Here is a 15,689-nt window from a genome sequence, read left to right as displayed (position 1 = left end):
ATGACCGACAGTTTCGTCACCCAGTGCCCTCATTGCCAGACCAGCTTTCGCGTCACCTACCAGCAATTGAGCATGGCGCGCGGTGTGGTGCGCTGCGGCCACTGCCTGCAGGTGTTCAACGCTGCCAAGCAGTTGCTGGAGCAGAACCGGAGCGCCGACACGTCTGAGGCGGCTAGCCCGCCACCAGCACCAGCGCCAGCCCCGGTCGCGCAACCGGAGCCGGCCCTGCCGCCTCAGGACGTGCCTGCGCAGCCGGCACCGAGCCCGCAACAGGACGATTGGGCGGTCACCGCACAAGCGCTGGATGATTTGGACCTGGACCAGGAACTCGCCCGTCTCGAGCGTCGCGAACCCCACCGGGAGCGCCAGGCGCCATCACGTGAAGAGGCCTTGCAGGCCCGCCGCGATGACCATCGCCACGATGAGCACGCGCACGAGCCCTTCGGCACCGCCACCGATCATGTGCCGGAGCCGCCTTCCGCCGAAGCGCCTGCCCCCGTGCTGGTCGAACAGGAAACCCTCGATCTGGACCTCGAGCCGGCACCCGGCGAACGCACCGAGCCGACCTTGGGCGGCCTGGACCTGGACGACGACGAGCCTCGCCCACTCACCCAGGACGCGCCGCGCGACGTCCTTGCCGACGCGCCGCTGGCACCACTCTCGATCCACGACGACATCCCTGAGAAAGGCCTCTCTGCCCGCGACGACGACGAACCCGGCAGCCTGCGCCTGTCTGCACGTGATGACGACGAGCCAGACGATCTGCATGATGAGCGGCCGGAGCCGATGCTGGCCGCCAAGGCCGAACGTCCTTCCCGCAAGGAGCCGCTGGTGCATGTGGTGGACGACCCATTGCAGCTCGACTGGCAAAAGGCCAAGCCAAACGGGTTCAAGCGCCTGCTGTGGGGCCTGTTGACCCTGCTGGCCGCAGGGCTGCTGGCCTTCCAGTACATCGCCTACCACTTCGATGAAATGGCCCGCCAGGACCAGTACCGTCCCTGGTTCCAGCAGCTGTGCCCGATGCTCGGCTGCACAGTGCCGACCCGCGTCGACATCTCCCGCATCAAGAGCAGCAACCTGGTGGTGCGCAGCCACCCGGACTTCAAGGGAGCCCTGATCGTCGATGCGATCATCTACAACCGCGCGCCGTTCGCCCAACCTTTCCCACTGCTGGAGCTGCGCTTTGCCGACCTCAACGGCCAGTTGATCGCCAGCCGTCGCTTCAAGCCCAGCGAGTACCTGTCGGGTGAGCTGGCCGGGCGCGGCGAGATGCCCAGCCAGACCCCCATCCATATCGCCTTGGACATCCTCGATCCCGGCCCGAAGGCCGTTAATTACAGCCTGAGCTTCCGCTCGCCGGAATGAAAAGCAGCGCTCGTTAGCAAGCTTCAAGCCACAAGAAAAACGCAGGCCAATCAACGATTGGCGTGAAGCTTGCGGCTTGAACCTTGCAGCTAGAAGCGTCTCGTTATAAGCCCGCAGCTGTTCAGATTTTATCCAGATTCATCTTTATCCAGTCATCGAGAGCGGGTATCATGCCAACCCTTTTTCGGACTCCCATGATTCGGCCCCACAACAGGGAACACCTATGTCGGCGGTACGCATCGGCCCTTACACACTGCGAAACAACCTGATCCTCGCCCCCATGGCCGGGGTGACGGACCAGCCTTTCCGTACACTTTGCCAACGCTTGGGCGCCGGCATGGTGGTTTCGGAGATGGTGACCAGCGACATGAGCCTGTGGAACAGCCGCAAATCGCGCCTGCGCCGCATCCATGAAGGCGATCCCGAGCCTCGCTCGGTGCAGATCGCCGGTGGCGATGCGCAGATGCTGGCCGCGGCGGCCCAGGCCAATGTCGAGGCCGGCGCGCAGATCATCGATATCAACATGGGGTGTCCGGCAAAAAAAGTCTGCAACAAGGCGGCAGGCTCTGCTTTATTGAGAGATGAAGCCTTGGTCAGCGAAATCCTCCACGCCGTGGTCGGCGCGGTGGACGTTCCGGTGACCCTGAAGATCCGCACCGGCTGGGACCGGGCGAACAAGAACGGCCTGACCGTGGCGAAGATCGCCGAACAGGCCGGCATCCAGGCGCTTGCGGTCCATGGCCGTACACGCGCCGATCTGTATACCGGCGAAGCCGAGTACGACACCATCGCGGCGATCAAGCAGGCGGTGTCGATCCCGGTTTTCGCCAACGGCGACATCACGTCGCCGGAAAAGGCCCGGGCGGTGCTGGACGCCACCGGCGTCGACGGCCTGCTGATCGGCCGTGCCGCCCAGGGGCGGCCGTGGATTTTCCGCGAGATCGAGCATTACCTGCGCACGGGCGAGCACCTGCCTGCCCCGGCGCTGGATGAAGTGGAACACATTCTGCTGGAGCACCTGGCTGCACTGCATGCCTTCTATGGCGATGTGATGGGCGTGCGTATCGCCCGCAAGCATGTGGGCTGGTACCTGGCAACACGACCTGGCGCCAAGGAGTTTCGCGCCCGGTTCAACGCGCTGGAAGACACACAAGCGCAGTGCGCCAACGTTCGCGCGTTCTTTTGCGAACGTCGAGAGAGCCTTGAGACAGAGGACGGACAAGGGGTGGCCGCATGACGATGATGACCGAGACATTAGTGAGTGGAACAACGCCCGTGAGCGACAACGCCAACCTGAAACAGCACCTCAATACGCCGAGCGAAGAGGGCCAGACCCTTCGCGACAGCGTGGAGAAGGCGCTGCACAACTACTTCGCCCACCTGGAAGGCGCGACCGTCACGGACGTCTACAACCTGGTGCTGTCGGAAGTCGAGGCACCGCTGCTCGAAAGCGTGATGAACTACGTCAAGGGCAACCAGACCAAGGCCAGCGAGATGCTCGGGCTCAACCGTGGCACCTTGCGCAAGAAACTCAAGCAGTACGATCTGTTGTAATCCGAATCCCAATCAGAAAAGGCGGCTCTCCCAAGAGGCGCCTTTTTTGCTGAAACCACCGCGTTATGGAATCCGAAATGACCGACCAGACTACCCGCCTGCCGATCCGCCGCGCCCTGATCAGCGTCTCCGACAAGACCGGGATCCTCGAATTCGCCCGTGAACTGCAACAGCTGGGCGTCGAGATCCTGTCCACCGGCGGCACCTACAAGCTGCTCAAGGACAACGGCGTGAACGCGGTGGAAGTGGCCGACTACACCGGCTTCGCTGAAATGATGGATGGCCGGGTCAAGACCCTGCATCCGAAGATCCACGGCGGCATCCTTGGCCGCCGCGGCATCGACGACGCCATCATGAACGAGCACGGCATCAAGCCGATCGACCTGGTCGCCGTCAACCTGTACCCGTTCGAGGCGACCATCGCCAAGCCAGGCTGCGACCTGCCGACCGCCATCGAGAACATCGACATCGGCGGCCCGACCATGGTCCGTTCCGCGGCGAAGAACCACAAGGACGTCGCCATCGTGGTCAACGCAAGCGACTACGCCAGCGTCCTGGAAAACCTCAAGGCCGGTGGCCTGACCTACGCCCAGCGCTTCGACCTGATGCTCAAGGCCTTCGAGCACACTGCCGCCTACGACGGTATGATCGCCAACTACATGGGCACCATCGACCAGGCCAAGGACACCCTGTCCACCGAAGGCCGCAGCGAGTTCCCGCGCACCTTCAACAGCCAGTTCGTCAAGGCCCAGGAAATGCGCTACGGCGAGAACCCGCACCAGAGCGCGGCGTTCTACGTCGAGGCCAAGAAGGGCGAAGCCAGCGTCTCCACCGCTATCCAGCTGCAGGGCAAAGAGCTGTCGTTCAACAACGTGGCCGACACCGATGCGGCGCTCGAGTGCGTGAAGAGCTTCGTCAAGCCGGCCTGCGTCATCGTCAAGCACGCCAACCCGTGCGGCGTGGCCGTGGTACCGGAGGACGAAGGCGGCATCCGCAAGGCCTATGACCTGGCCTACGCCACCGACACCGAGTCGGCGTTCGGCGGCATCATCGCCTTCAACCGCGAACTGGACGGCGAAACCGCCAAGGCCATCGTCGATCGCCAGTTCGTCGAAGTGATCATCGCGCCGAAAATCTCCCAGGCTGCCCGCGAAGTCGTGGCTGCCAAGCAGAACGTGCGTCTGCTGGAGTGCGGCGAGTGGCCAGCCGAGCGCGCCGCTGGTTGGGACTTCAAACGCGTCAACGGTGGCCTGCTGGTACAGAGCCGCGACATCGGCATGATCGGTGCCGACGACCTGAAGGTCGTGACCAAGCGCGCCCCGACCGAGCAGGAAATCCACGACCTGGTCTTCGCCTGGAAAGTGGCCAAGTTCGTCAAGTCCAACGCCATCGTCTACGCCAAGCAGCGTCAGACCATCGGCGTGGGCGCCGGCCAGATGAGCCGCGTCAACTCCGCCCGCATCGCGGCCATCAAGGCCGAGCACGCCGGCCTGCAGGTTCAGGGCGCGGTCATGGCCTCGGACGCCTTCTTCCCGTTCCGTGACGGCATCGACAATGCGGCTAAAGTGGGTATCACCGCCGTGATCCAGCCAGGTGGTTCGATGCGTGATGCCGAGGTTATCGCTGCCGCCGATGAAGCTGGCATTGCGATGGTATTCACCGGCATGCGCCACTTCCGCCACTGATTTACGGCAATCGGCCGCACTGAGGCAGGCATCTGCTGCGTTGGGGCCGGTTCCGCTGATGCTCATTGCCAGAAGGCAACTCCGCTCATCGGAACCGACCCCGCCTTGCATCTACCTGCTTCATTGCGACCTCGTACAGCGTGAGGCTTTGCCTCCCGTCCGAAAGAATTCGAGGTTTTGACATGAAAGTTTTGATCATCGGCAGCGGCGGCCGTGAGCACGCCCTGGCCTGGAAAGTCGCCCAGGACCCACGCGTCGAGAAAGTCTATGTTGCCCCGGGCAACGCCGGCACCGCTATCGAGGCCAAGTGCGAGAACGTCGCCATCGACGTCACTGCCCTGGAGCAACTGGCCGACTTCGCCGAGCAGAACGTGCAGATGACCATCGTCGGCCCCGAGGCCCCGCTGGTGGCCGGCGTGGTCGATCTGTTCCGCAGTCGTGGCCTGGACTGCTTCGGCCCGACCAAGGGCGCAGCCCAGCTGGAAGGCTCCAAGGCCTTCACCAAGGACTTCCTGGCCCGTCACAAGATTCCGACCGCCGACTACCAGAACTTCACCGAGATCGAGCCGGCCTTGGCCTACCTCAAGGAAAAGGGCGCGCCGATCGTCATCAAGGCCGACGGCCTGGCTGCGGGCAAGGGCGTGATCGTCGCCATGACCCTCGAGGAAGCCGAAGCCGCCGTGCGTGACATGCTCGCCGGCAATGCCTTTGGCGATGCCGGTTCGCGTGTGGTCATCGAGGAGTTCCTCGACGGCGAGGAAGCCAGCTTCATCGTCATGGTCGATGGCCACAACGTGCTGCCGATGGCCACCAGCCAGGACCACAAGCGCGTCGGCGACAAGGACACTGGCCCGAACACCGGCGGCATGGGCGCCTACTCCCCGGCTCCGGTCGTCACCGCCGATGTGCACCAGCGCGTGATGGACCAAGTGATCTGGCCGACCGTGCGCGGCATGGCCGAGGAAGGCAACGTCTACACCGGCTTCCTCTATGCGGGCCTGATGATCGACAAGGCGGGCAACCCCAAGGTCATCGAGTTCAACTGCCGCTTCGGCGACCCGGAAACCCAGCCGGTCATGCTGCGCCTGGAGTCGAGCCTGGTGCTGCTGGTCGAGGCGGCTTTCGCCAAGGCCCTGGACAAGGTCGAGGCCCAGTGGAACCCGCAGCCGAGCCTGGGCGTGGTACTGGCCGCCGGCGGCTATCCGGGCGACTACGCCAAAGGCGCCGTGATCAACGGCCTGGACGCTGCCGCCAAGCTCGAGGGCAAGGTTTTCCACGCCGGCACCGCGCTCAAGGACGGCAAGGTCGTGACCGCCGGTGGCCGTGTGCTCTGCGCCACTGCCATGGGTGCCACCGTCGAGGCCGCCCAGCAACAGGCTTATCGCCTGGCCGAGCAAATCGACTGGGACGGTAGCTTCTACCGCACCGACATCGGCTACCGTGCGATCGCCCGCGAGCGTGGCGAGCACCAGTAAGCTGCAACGGATCGCCGTGACGCCCCTGGCTCACGGCCTCCGGCTCGTCGACAAGGCCCCGCCGGGGCCTTGCCTTCGTCTTGGCGCCCCGCGCATAGTTATCCTGCACAACGGCTAGGAAGGGATCTCGTCTTGCGTCGGCTTCGGATTGCCATTGCCCTGATCGTCAGCCTGCTGACGCTGCTCTGCCTTCCCCCGGCCTCGGCCGAACAAGGTGGAGGCTGGAGCGTTCTGCTCGACGAACAGGCCAACCTGCAACTGAGCGATATCCGCTCGGACCGCTACCGCAACCAGTTCAGTCCTCTGCAACTGTTCGAACTCGATGCCGCCCCCGCCGACCAGGCGCTGTGGCTGCACTACCGGCTCGAGCCAGGTGAGCAGGAGCAATTGCTGCGGGTCTTCGCACCCGACCTTTCACGCCTGGACCTCTACGCGCTGGATGGCGACAAGCTCGTTCGCCAGCTGCACCATGGTCGTCAAGGCGGTAATGCCAGCCCGACGCTGCGCAGCAGCGACCACCTGCTGCCGCTGCCCAACAGCCCGCGCGCGCTGGACATCTACCTGCGACTGGTATCCGAACACCAGTTGCGTCCGGCCATCAGCCTTGAGCCTGCGGCTTGGGCCGCGGCCGACCAGACGCGCCCATTGCTGTTCGGCCTGCTGTTCGGCGGTCTGGTGATGCTGATCCTGCACAACCTGATCCGCTTCCTCTACACCCGCTCGAGCACCACGCTGATCCTGGCCCTTTACCACGGCCTGATGCTGCTCAGCGCCTTGATCCTGCTGAACCTCAGCGGCCCCTGGTGGCAGCTGTGGCACAGCGCCCAGACCCCCGCCGCCTATCTGACCTTGGTCTTGGCCGGGCTGGCCGGGCTGTATTTCACCCAGCATTTCTTCACCCCCTGCAGCTCGATCCGCTGCAACCGGCTGCTGCATGCAGAAATGCTGATCGTCGCGGTCAGCGGCCTGGTGCTGCTGTTCGTGGACACCCTGCCACTGAACCTGATGACCTACGCCCTGCTCGCGCTCGGCAGCGTGACCATGCTGCTGGTCAGTGCCTACCACTGGTACAAGGGCTACGGCCCTGCGCGACTGTTCGCCGTGGCCATGCTGATATTCAACCTGGGCGGTCTGGTGCTGCTGCCGGCCTTGCTGGGCCTGACGCGCACCTCGACCCCATGGCTGCTGTTCATCCTGATGGGGCTGACCGTGGCCAGCGGCTTGCTGCTGAACCTGTCGGTCAGCGAACGGCTGCGCCGCATCAGCGAGGAGCGCTTCCGCGCCAGCCGCGCATTGGCTGCCAGCGATGCCGAGATCAACGCCAAGGCCGAGTTCCTGGCCAAGATCAGCCACGAGATCCGCACCCCCATGAATGGGGTGCTGGGCATGACCGAATTGCTGCTGGGCACGCCGTTGTCGGTCAAGCAGCGCGACTATGTGCAGACCATCCACAGCGCCGGCAACGAACTGCTCACGCTGATCAATGAAATCCTCGACATCTCCAAGCTCGAATCCCGACAGATCGAGCTGGATGATGTGCAGTTCGACCTCAATGCCCTGATCGAGGATTGCCTGAATATTTTTCGGGCCAAGGCCGAACAGCAGAACATCGAGCTGATCAGCTTCACCCAGCCCCAGGTGCCACGAGTCATCAGCGGAGACCCGACCCGACTGCGCCAGGCGCTGTCGAGCCTGCTGGAAAATGCCCTGAAGAACACCGAGCAAGGCGAGATCCTGCTGGTGGTGGCCCTGGACCAGCGCGGCGACCTGCCACGCCTGCGCATCGCCGTGCAGGACAGCGGCGAGTCGATGCCCGCCGCCGAGCGTGAAGCCTTGCTGCAAGCCCAGTTGCACAGCCATCAATTCCTTTCCAGCAACAAGCTCGGCGGCCATCTGGGGCTGGTCATCGCAAAACAGCTGATCGGCCTGATGCAGGGCGAATTCGGCATCAAGAGCAGCACCAGCATGGGCAACACCCTCTGGCTGACCTTGCCGCTGGACCCCTCGCGCCTGGAGCAGCCGCCGGCCGACCTCGATGGCCCGCTGCGCGACGCTCGCGTGCTGGTGGTGGACGACAACGACACCTGCCGCAAAGTCCTGGTGCAGCAGTGCAGTGCCTGGGGCATGAACGTCAGCGCCGTGCCTTCGGGCAAGGAAGCGCTCGCCCTGCTGCGCACCAAGGCGCACCTGCGCGATTACTTCGACGCCGTGCTGCTGGACCAGAACATGCCCGGTATGACCGGCATGCAGCTGGCGGCCAAGATCAAGGAAGATCCGAGCCTGAACCACGACATCCTGGTGGTGATGCTCACCGGCATCAGCAATGCGCCGAGCAAGATCATCGCCCGCAATGCCGGGGTCAAGCGCATCCTGGCCAAGCCTGTGGCCGGCTATACCCTCAAGACCACGCTGGCCGAAGAGCTCGCCCTGCGCGGTCGCGAGCAGCCGCCTGCCCCTACACTGCCCGGCCCACCTCCGCCATTGGACCTGCCCAGCGACTTCCGTGTGCTGGTCGCCGAGGACAACAGCATTTCCACCAAGGTCATCCGCGGCATGCTCGGCAAGCTCAACCTCGAACCAGATACCGCCAGCAATGGCGAGGAAGCCCTGCGCGCCATGAAAGCGCAGCGTTATGATCTGGTGCTGATGGACTGCGAGATGCCAGTGCTCGATGGCTTCTCCGCCACCGAGCAGCTACGCGCCTGGGAAGCCGCCAACCAACGCGAGCGCACCCCGGTGGTTGCATTGACCGCGCATATCCTCACCGAACACAAGGATCGCGCGCGCCAGGCCGGCATGGATGGGCACATGGCCAAGCCGGTGGAGCTGTCGCAATTGCGCGAGCTGATCCAGTTCTGGGCCAGCAAGCGGGCCGCGGCCTCGGACCGTTTGCAGACTCCGTGAGATCCCTGAAGGAACAACGCTGCTGTGTCGCCTGCGCCGCAGCCATCCACCGCGCCGCCTGCTTCGTGCATGAGAGCCTCGCAAGCCGCGCCGCCATTGCGCCTGATACACTTGCCCACACCCTCACCGCCATGGATTTGCGCCATGCTCCATGAGTTGTTCAGCGTCTACCTGAAAATGCTCGTGCTCTACAGCCCATTCTTCGTGCTGTCCTGCTTCATCAGCCTGACCCGCGGCTACTCCAGCAAGGAGCGCAAGCAGCTTGCCTGGCGTGTGGCCATCGCGGCACTGGTGGCCAGCGTGGTGCTCTACCTGTTCGGACGTGCCATCTTCGGCGTATTCGGCATAACCCCCGACGCCTTCCGTATCGGCGCCGGCAGCGTGCTGTTCATCTCGGCGCTGGGCATGGCCCAGGGCAAGGCAGCGGTCCAGGCTGACAACGTGCAACAGGACGTGACCATCGTTCCGCTGACCATCCCGCTCACCGTCGGCCCCGGCACCATCGGTGCGTTGCTGGTGATGGGCGTTGGCCAACCGCACTGGGACGACAAGCTGCTGGCCATCGTCAGTATCGCGCTGGCGAGCTTCACGGTTGGCTTGGTGCTGTATCTGTCGAACCGCATCGAGCGGATCCTGGGCGACCAAGGCCTGCAGATCGTCAGCCGCCTGATGGGGCTGTTCGTCTGCGCCCTGGCCGCACAGATCATCTTCACTGGGATCAAAGGTTATCTGGTGCCCTGACCGGAATGAGCCCATGGTCTCAAATTTCGAAGGAAAGGATCTGCTGCCGGGCGATCTTCTCCAGGCGCCTTTCCACCAACTCACGAAACTGCTGATCGAACAGGCGCGTGTTGAAACGGACGAGCTCGGCCTGAACCCGGGTTTCCTGCCGGTTGCGAAACAGAAATCCAGTACCCAGCGTTTCGGTCTCACAACGCTCGTGGTAAAGCACCAGATCAACATATCCGGGTTTCCCGGGAGCACAGGGTAGTAGTTGGAATACTCCGCGCTCACGAGTGCGCTGCTCAAAATTCAACAGCGGCCAGTCGTTCAAGGCCAAACCGTTCATCGCTAGCTTCACGGCGGTCGAATAACGTTCACCGGCCGTGGCTTCTATACGGCGCAGCGCGGCATTGACTATGCCGGGGCGCTCGAGTTCAGGCCAATGAACCTGCTGCGCCGATACCGCGTCCCAACCATAAAACTGCAGTTGCCTGCGGTAATGGCTGAACCAGTCGGTCACCAGCCCCTCGTCATGGTCGGTACGCGTCACCCGCTCCGCCATCAGCGCTGCCGACAAAACCGCTTGGCGCTGCGCCAAGGTGATGCCTGGCAGGAAAGCGACCAGGCTGCTACCTGCCACTGCAGCTCGATGCTTGTTCACGATGCATATCCTCGTTGGGCCGTACAAGGCATGCTTCCCACGTAGTACCTACAGACGCTACGCGCAAAGCAGGTACCGGGCGTCAGAAATCGTATTGCAGTACATTGTCGAATCGGCGATCACCCAGCCGCTTTTCCACATGCTCGCGCACGCGGGCGTAGTGTTGGGTGTTGAACGTCAGAAACGCGGTACCCGAGTAGTGGTAGGCAGCGTTGTTTTTCCACTCGAACGCGATCGTGTCCAGATCCCGTACCATGCCTTTGGTACTGACTGCGGTTTGCACCATCATCAGCCGCCCGTCATCCGTCTCGAGACAAGCCGTCAAGCCAACAGTGCCCGCCATTTTATCCTTGAAGTTGCGCTTGAAGAGTTCTTGGGCTTCGGTGAACTTTCCCAGCCCATCAAGCGCCGACTCGGCGATCTTGCTAATCGCCTCAGTGACGGGGCCGCCGAAGACAGCCTGGCCCACAACCTTCATCGCCTTGAAGGCGATGGCGCCAAGAACGAGCGATTGCTCGCCGGAGTGTTCACGCTCGTAGGTACGGCGCACTGTTAGCCAGCCCAGGTCTTCCATGACCTTGAGGTTCTGCTTGTACCACTGCTCGCTCTGGTCTTCGCTGTCATAAAGTTTGGAGGCGACCAGCGATGCGAACTGGTAGGAGCTCATGACATCGATGCGATTCTGCAGGCTCATCCCAGCAGCGAATGTCATCAGCGATTGCTCCACCACAGCGGCGGAGTTTGTATCGGTAATCAGTTTGTCGTTCATCATGCAAATCCTTGAGTCGGAACCCGGCGGATACCGGGTAGGACTCGAAGACTATGCATGTAGGGATGAGTAGTTCAGCAGGTCATGCTTCCAGGAGGTTGGGCTTAAGCGGGTACCAACGCGGGGTATAGACCCATTCGCCGCCGTTTGCGCGTGGGAAGGTACAGGTGGTCGAGGAGCCGATCAGTACCATCGTGCGCATGTCCACCATCGCCGGCACCAGCTCGCCCAGGGTGACCACCCGCAGCGACTGCCCCGGGCGCCCGATGTCACGGCCCAGCACGACGGGCGTACTCGCCTCGCGGTGCTTGCGAACGACGCTCAGCGCCAGCCCCAACTGGTGCGGGCGAGCTTTGGAGATAGGGTTGTAGAAAGCCAGGACCAGATCGGCCTGGGCGGCCAGGTCCAGTCGCTTTTCGATGATCGACCAGGGCTTGAGGTTGTCCGACAGGGACATGACGCAGAAGTCATGCCCCAGCGGCGCACCGGCCTGGGCAGCGGTGGCCAGCGATGCCGAGACGCCGGGCAGGATCTGCAGGTCCACCCGGTGCCAGGCGGGGTCGCTGGATTCGTGCAAGGCTTCGAGCACGGCAGCCGCCATGGCGAACACGCCCGGATCACCCGAGGACACCACGACCACCGAACGCCCTTCGGCTGCCAGCTCGAAGGCGTGCCGGGCACGCTGCATCTCTTCGCGGTTGTCGGTGCAATGCAACACCTGGTCGGCGCGGAACGGGCCGGCCATGCGCACGTATGTTTCATAGCCGAGCACATCCTGTGCCCGCGCCAGCTCTGCCTTGACCGCAGGCACCATCAGGTCGGCCGCGCCGGGGCCGAGGCCGATCACTGCCAGGCGGCCACGGCCGCGACCGACCTGGGCCGGCTCGATCGGCGCTGGTGCCACGGCGATCACCACATCGCCCTGCTCGATCAGGCGCGCCCCTGGCACGGCCTGCTCGACCTGCTCGGACAGGCGCCCAGCCGCTGGCGCGAAACGCAGGGCGACACCCAACACCTGGGCCGCCTCGTGCAAGGCTGGCTCGGCCATGTAGTGCTCATCGGCCAACAGGCAGGCCAACGCGGCCTGGGCGATACCTGCCTCGGCCAACGCCTGAGGCACGCGCTCTGCCAGATCAGGCGCCGCGCCGTCGACCGCCACCAACACCGAGCGGGCATGGATAAGCAGCTCGTCACGGCAGGCCGGACGCGCTTCGCATCCCACACGGATGATGCGCCGGGCCTGGTCGTGCTGCGGCAATTGCGCCTGGTCGAGCCAGGGCGCATCGCCTTCGACCCGCACCGACTCGCCCGCGAGCAGGTCGGAGACGAAACGCTTGCCCTGCTCCAGGTCCGCCAGGGCGTAGCCCTCGGGGGGATTGAGCAGGCAAGTGCCGAAGCGCAGCTCGCCGCTGGTAGTGATGGCCGCAGCCACGTCCAGCGCCTGGGCAATCGCCCGGGCCATGACATTGACCCCCGACAGGCCGCCGAGCAGCGGCACCACAGCGCTGCCGTCCTCGGCCACGGCCAATACCGGCGGCTCGGCGCCTTTTTCGGTGAGCAGGCTGGCCAGGGTGCGGATCACGATGCCGGCAGCGCACAGGGCGATGATCGGGGTGTCCTGCTGGTAGAGCTGGCGCAGGGTGTCACCGAAATGTTCATAGTGAGCGTCCACGCCCTCCACCCGACCCGCCAGGCCCAGGATCTTCGCCTGTGGATAACACAGCTGGATGCGCTGCGCCGTCGCCAGGCTGCCGGGGCCAAGGATGACGATTGCGGGTGCCTTGCCGATGTTCATCCCTGCCATTTCTCACCCGGTACGACGATCAAGGAAAAGTACGGCGAGGACTGCGGGTCCACGTCATCGAGCGGCACGATCTTCTGGTTGGCCATGGTCGCGCGCTCGACATACAGCGCGCGTTGAGCCAGGCCCAGTTCGCCGAGCACCTGGCGCACCTTGGGGAAGTTGCGCCCCAGTTTCATGATCACCGCCGCATCGGCATCGGCCAAGCGACGCTTGAGCTCCTCATGGGGCAGCACGCCGGAAAGCACCGAAAGGCTCTGGTTGCGATACACCAGTGGCGCGCCCAACACCGAGGCGCCACCGAGCATCGAGCATACGCCTGGGATCACCTGGGTCTCGTAGCGCTGGGCCAGGCGGTCGTGCAGGTACATGTAGGAACCGTAGAAGAACGGGTCGCCCTCGCAGATCACCGCCACGTCGCGACCGGCATCCAGGTGTTCGGCCACCTGCACGCCGGCTTCGTCATAGAAGTCGCTGATCACCTGCTCATAGGACAGTGGCTCGGGCAGCACCTCGGTGGTCACCGGGTACACCAGTGGCATCAAGGTCTGCTCAGGCTGCAGGTGCGCTTCGATGATGCCAAAGGCATTGCCGCGCTTGCCCTTGGCCACGAAGTAGGCGACCACAGGCGACTCGCGCAGCAGGCGCAGGGCCTTGACCGTGATCAGCTCGGGGTCACCGGGGCCCACGCCCAGGCCGAACAGACGTCCGCGTGGCTGCATCATTCCACCTCCGTGGCCAGGGCGTTGACCGCGGCGGCGGCCATCGCGCTGCCGCCCAGACGGCCCTGCATGATCACGAACGGCACACCACGGCTGTCGGCGGCCAGCATCGCCTTGGACTCCGCCGCGCCCACGAAACCGACCGGGAAACCAAGGATCAGCGCAGGCTTGGGCGCACCGGCATCGAGCATTTCCAGCAGGTAGAACAACGCGGTCGGCGCATTGCCGATCACCACCACGCTGCCTTCCAGATGCGGACGCCACAGTTCCAGCGCCACCGCCGAGCGGGTGTTGCCCAACTTCTTGGCCAAGTCGGGCACGCTGGGGTCGCGCAGGGTGCAGATCACTTGGTTGTTGGCCGGCAGGCGCGCACGGGTCACGCCTTCGGCGACCATGTGCGCGTCGCACAGGATCGGCGCACCGTTGGCCAGCGCCTGTCGACCTGCAGTGCCGGCGCCTTCGGAAAATTGCAACCCATCGATGGCATCGACCATGCCGCAGGCATGGATCACCCGCACGGCGAGTTTCTCCAGGTCGGCGGGGATCCGCTCGAGCCGGGCTTCCTCGCGGATGATCCGGAAGGAATTGCGATAGATCTCCTGACCATCGCGGATGTAGTCAATCATCAAGGTGCTCCGTCGGCAGGTCGAGCATGGCGCCTGCTTCTTCTGGGGAAAGGTCGCGCGCACGCAGCCTGCCGAAGCCTGGCTGGTTCGCGTCGCGCAAATACAGGTCATAACGGCCCGCAGAGCGGGCCAGCAAGGTGGCCGGGGCGACATGAGCCACGGCACAGGAACGCAGGCAGCCGGAAACATGCACACTGCCGGGGCCACCTTTTTGCAGCAAGGAAGCGATGATCAGGGCATCGGCCTTGGTATCGGCCAGGGCCTTGGCACAGCCGGGGGCGCCGGTGCAGGCGGTCAGGCGGGCCAAGGGCTGGCCGGCATCCCAGATCAGCCCAAGACAGTTCAGCTCGGCCCGGTCGATCATCGCCAGGTCGACATTGGGCAAAACGAGACTCTGCCAGGGGCTCACGCGCAGACTGCCGTCACCGGCATCACGGGCCAGCCTGGCGAGGCTGCGCAACATGACCGGAGTCAACCGGCCCAATGGCGGGGCGACACCCCAGGCCATGCCTTGGCGTTGAGGCAGCGGCCCCAGCCAGTCGCCAGTGGCCGGCGCACGCCGCCAACCCAGCACTGCGCCATCGCGCCGAATCTCCAGGCCCAGGCTGTCGACGAAACGTTCAGCGGGGCAGTCCTTGAGCAACTGGCGCATTCGCGACTGCGCTGGCTCGGCCAGGTCCAGGAAGCGCTCCAGCACGGCATGAACCAGCGTTAGCCCATGCTCGGCCGGCACGGCGCCCAGGACCTGGCCACTGGCCGGACAGCCGGCCAAGCCGAAGGCATACCAGGCGCGGCCGTCGAGCATCATTGCCGAAAGCCACAGGTCGTGAGGGTGTTCGAGCATTGCCAGATGCTCGCCGCCATCGAGCTGCACAGCGAACTTGGCCGACAGTCCATGCAAGCGCGGGGTGGTCTCCAGCAGATGCAGCAATTGCTCGGACAAGGGGCGCGTGTCGATGAGCATGTCAGGGTCGAGCCCGGCCAGCGGGCTTTGCATCACATTGCGCACATCGTCGCCTGCTGCTTCGCGCGGGCCGAGGCCGGCGGCCAACAGATGCTCGATCAGGCCAGCGTGGTCCGCGCCGATGCCGCGGATTTGCAGATTGCCGCGATTGGTCGCCTCGATCACGCCGCCCGCGAAACGCTCTGCCGCCGTCGCCACAGCCTCGGCCTGGTCGGCCAGCAGCAGGCCTCCGGGGAGTTTGATCCGGCAGATGCCACCGTCACGGGCCGCGACGATGCGCCACAACCCCGGGCAAGCCGAGGGGCGGGGTGACACGGCAGGGACGAGAGGCTGATTCAAGGGGGCGTCCGGCAATCTTGAAAATGCGCTTGAGTGTAGAAGGCGCGGTATTATGCCTGCTTTGTCCGGCGGCATGAAAAGCCGACGGTCGAGCATTGACT

13 protein-coding genes are annotated in these 15,689 nt (G+C 64.4%); 7 read left to right on the top strand and 6 right to left on the bottom strand.

Going from position 1 to position 15,689, the window contains the following annotated elements; translation table 11 throughout:
* From DQ397_RS16405 to DQ397_RS16375, 7 genes are all read left to right on the top strand, one after another.
* The gene (locus tag DQ397_RS16405; RefSeq protein ID WP_043207911.1) at positions 1-1,365 is read left to right on the top strand and encodes a DUF3426 domain-containing protein; all 1,365 of its coding nucleotides are present in this window, start codon (positions 1-3) and stop codon (positions 1,363-1,365) included.
* 223 nt (positions 1,366-1,588) lie between these two features.
* Positions 1,589-2,602, top strand: coding sequence for a tRNA dihydrouridine synthase DusB (gene dusB, locus DQ397_RS16400; RefSeq protein WP_043207912.1), 1,014 nt, complete (start codon positions 1,589-1,591; stop codon positions 2,600-2,602).
* On the top strand, positions 2,599-2,919 hold the full coding sequence (gene fis / locus DQ397_RS16395) for a DNA-binding transcriptional regulator Fis (protein WP_008093076.1): 321 nt from the start codon (positions 2,599-2,601) through the stop codon (positions 2,917-2,919). The genes dusB and fis overlap by 4 nt, the downstream gene beginning before the upstream one ends.
* A gap of 77 nt (positions 2,920-2,996) precedes the next feature.
* A complete protein-coding gene (gene purH / locus DQ397_RS16390; protein WP_043207913.1) occupies positions 2,997-4,604 on the top strand; it encodes a bifunctional phosphoribosylaminoimidazolecarboxamide formyltransferase/IMP cyclohydrolase in 1,608 nt (535 codons plus the stop codon).
* A 182-nt stretch (positions 4,605-4,786) separates the two neighbouring features.
* The gene (purD, locus tag DQ397_RS16385) at positions 4,787-6,079 is read left to right on the top strand and encodes a phosphoribosylamine--glycine ligase (protein ID WP_043207915.1); all 1,293 of its coding nucleotides are present in this window, start codon (positions 4,787-4,789) and stop codon (positions 6,077-6,079) included.
* Between the two features lie 132 nt (positions 6,080-6,211).
* Positions 6,212-8,983, top strand: a complete 2,772-nt coding sequence (locus tag DQ397_RS16380) for a hybrid sensor histidine kinase/response regulator (RefSeq protein ID WP_043207916.1) — start codon at positions 6,212-6,214, stop codon at positions 8,981-8,983.
* A gap of 144 nt (positions 8,984-9,127) precedes the next feature.
* Positions 9,128-9,724 carry a MarC family protein gene (locus tag DQ397_RS16375; protein ID WP_043207917.1) on the top strand — a complete coding sequence of 199 codons (597 nt, stop codon included), beginning with the start codon at positions 9,128-9,130 and terminating at the stop codon, positions 9,722-9,724.
* A 19-nt stretch (positions 9,725-9,743) separates the two neighbouring features.
* On the opposite strand, the gene DQ397_RS16370 is transcribed toward DQ397_RS16375, so the two are convergent.
* From DQ397_RS16370 to cobG, 6 genes are all read right to left on the bottom strand, one after another.
* Positions 9,744-10,367 carry a hypothetical protein gene (locus DQ397_RS16370; protein WP_043207919.1) on the bottom strand — a complete coding sequence of 208 codons (624 nt, stop codon included), beginning with the start codon at positions 10,365-10,367 and terminating at the stop codon, positions 9,744-9,746.
* Positions 10,368-10,449: 82 nt separating this feature from the next.
* Entirely contained in the window at positions 10,450-11,136 is a 687-nt protein-coding gene (locus tag DQ397_RS16365; RefSeq protein ID WP_052352398.1) for a hypothetical protein, read from the bottom strand.
* Between the two features lie 82 nt (positions 11,137-11,218).
* Positions 11,219-12,940, bottom strand: coding sequence for a precorrin-3B C(17)-methyltransferase (gene cobJ, locus DQ397_RS16360; RefSeq protein WP_043207924.1), 1,722 nt, complete (start codon positions 12,938-12,940; stop codon positions 11,219-11,221).
* Positions 12,928-13,659, bottom strand: a complete 732-nt coding sequence (locus DQ397_RS16355) for a precorrin-2 C(20)-methyltransferase (RefSeq protein WP_043207927.1) — start codon at positions 13,657-13,659, stop codon at positions 12,928-12,930. The genes cobJ and DQ397_RS16355 overlap by 13 nt, the downstream gene beginning before the upstream one ends.
* Positions 13,659-14,285: a precorrin-8X methylmutase gene (locus DQ397_RS16350; RefSeq protein ID WP_043207930.1), complete on the bottom strand. Its 627-nt coding sequence runs from the start codon at positions 14,283-14,285 to the stop codon at positions 13,659-13,661. The genes DQ397_RS16355 and DQ397_RS16350 overlap by 1 nt, the downstream gene beginning before the upstream one ends.
* On the bottom strand, positions 14,278-15,603 hold the full coding sequence (cobG, locus tag DQ397_RS16345) for a precorrin-3B synthase (protein WP_043207932.1): 1,326 nt from the start codon (positions 15,601-15,603) through the stop codon (positions 14,278-14,280). The genes DQ397_RS16350 and cobG overlap by 8 nt, the downstream gene beginning before the upstream one ends.
* Between the last annotated feature and the right edge of the window lie 86 nt (positions 15,604-15,689).

The organism is Pseudomonas sp. CK-NBRI-02, from assembly GCF_008124495.1.
Classification (GTDB): Bacteria; Pseudomonadota; Gammaproteobacteria; order Pseudomonadales; family Pseudomonadaceae; genus Aquipseudomonas; species Aquipseudomonas guariconensis.
Note: the sequence above shows the minus strand (reverse complement) of the source record. Positions and strands in the feature narration are given on the sequence as shown.

Excerpts from the sequence above, each read along its gene's own strand:
- fis (WP_008093076.1), top strand. The coding sequence starts at position 2,599 with ATGACGATGATGACCGAGACATTAGTGAGTGGAACAACGCCCGTGAGC.
- purD (WP_043207915.1), top strand. The coding sequence starts at position 4,787 with ATGAAAGTTTTGATCATCGGCAGCGGCGGCCGTGAGCACGCCCTGGCC.
- cobJ (WP_043207924.1), bottom strand. The coding sequence starts at position 12,940 with ATGGCAGGGATGAACATCGGCAAGGCACCCGCAATCGTCATCCTTGGC.
- DQ397_RS16365 (WP_052352398.1), bottom strand. The coding sequence starts at position 11,136 with ATGAACGACAAACTGATTACCGATACAAACTCCGCCGCTGTGGTGGAG.
- purH (WP_043207913.1), top strand. The coding sequence starts at position 2,997 with ATGACCGACCAGACTACCCGCCTGCCGATCCGCCGCGCCCTGATCAGC.
- DQ397_RS16375 (WP_043207917.1), top strand. The coding sequence starts at position 9,128 with ATGCTCCATGAGTTGTTCAGCGTCTACCTGAAAATGCTCGTGCTCTAC.
- DQ397_RS16355 (WP_043207927.1), bottom strand. The coding sequence starts at position 13,659 with ATGCAGCCACGCGGACGTCTGTTCGGCCTGGGCGTGGGCCCCGGTGAC.
- DQ397_RS16405 (WP_043207911.1), top strand. The coding sequence starts at position 1 with ATGACCGACAGTTTCGTCACCCAGTGCCCTCATTGCCAGACCAGCTTT.
- dusB (WP_043207912.1), top strand. The coding sequence starts at position 1,589 with ATGTCGGCGGTACGCATCGGCCCTTACACACTGCGAAACAACCTGATC.
- DQ397_RS16350 (WP_043207930.1), bottom strand. The coding sequence starts at position 14,285 with ATGATTGACTACATCCGCGATGGTCAGGAGATCTATCGCAATTCCTTC.